Below are 249 nucleotides of genomic sequence, written 5' to 3'. Positions count from 1 at the left end.
CCACAGCTGGGCGAACCCACGCATCGAGGGAGTCGGCGTCGGGAACGTCCTCGGCTGCCACCAGGACCACACCACCCATCGTTCGTTGCCCCATCGTGGCCGGGCGAGCACCGCGTGTGAGCGCGTGGTCAGTGCCGTCCTTGCCGACATAGACCATCAGATCATCGTCACCGGTCCCAACGGCCATGTGGGCGTTGATCGTCCAGCACAGGCCGCCGAACATCTTGATCTCCCGAAAGCCCTCCGGAC

At 65.5% G+C, this 249-nt stretch carries 1 protein-coding gene; it reads right to left on the bottom strand.

Going from position 1 to position 249, the window contains the following annotated elements; translation table 11 throughout:
* Positions 1–249: TfoX/Sxy family protein (locus tag GA707_RS20645; RefSeq protein ID WP_193315480.1), on the bottom strand; the 249-nt coding region annotated here is incomplete at both ends.

Origin of the sequence: Nostocoides sp. F2B08 (assembly GCF_009184895.1) — a bacterium.
Lineage (GTDB): Bacteria > Actinomycetota > Actinomycetes > Actinomycetales > Dermatophilaceae > F2B08.
Note: the sequence above shows the minus strand (reverse complement) of the source record. Positions and strands in the feature narration are given on the sequence as shown.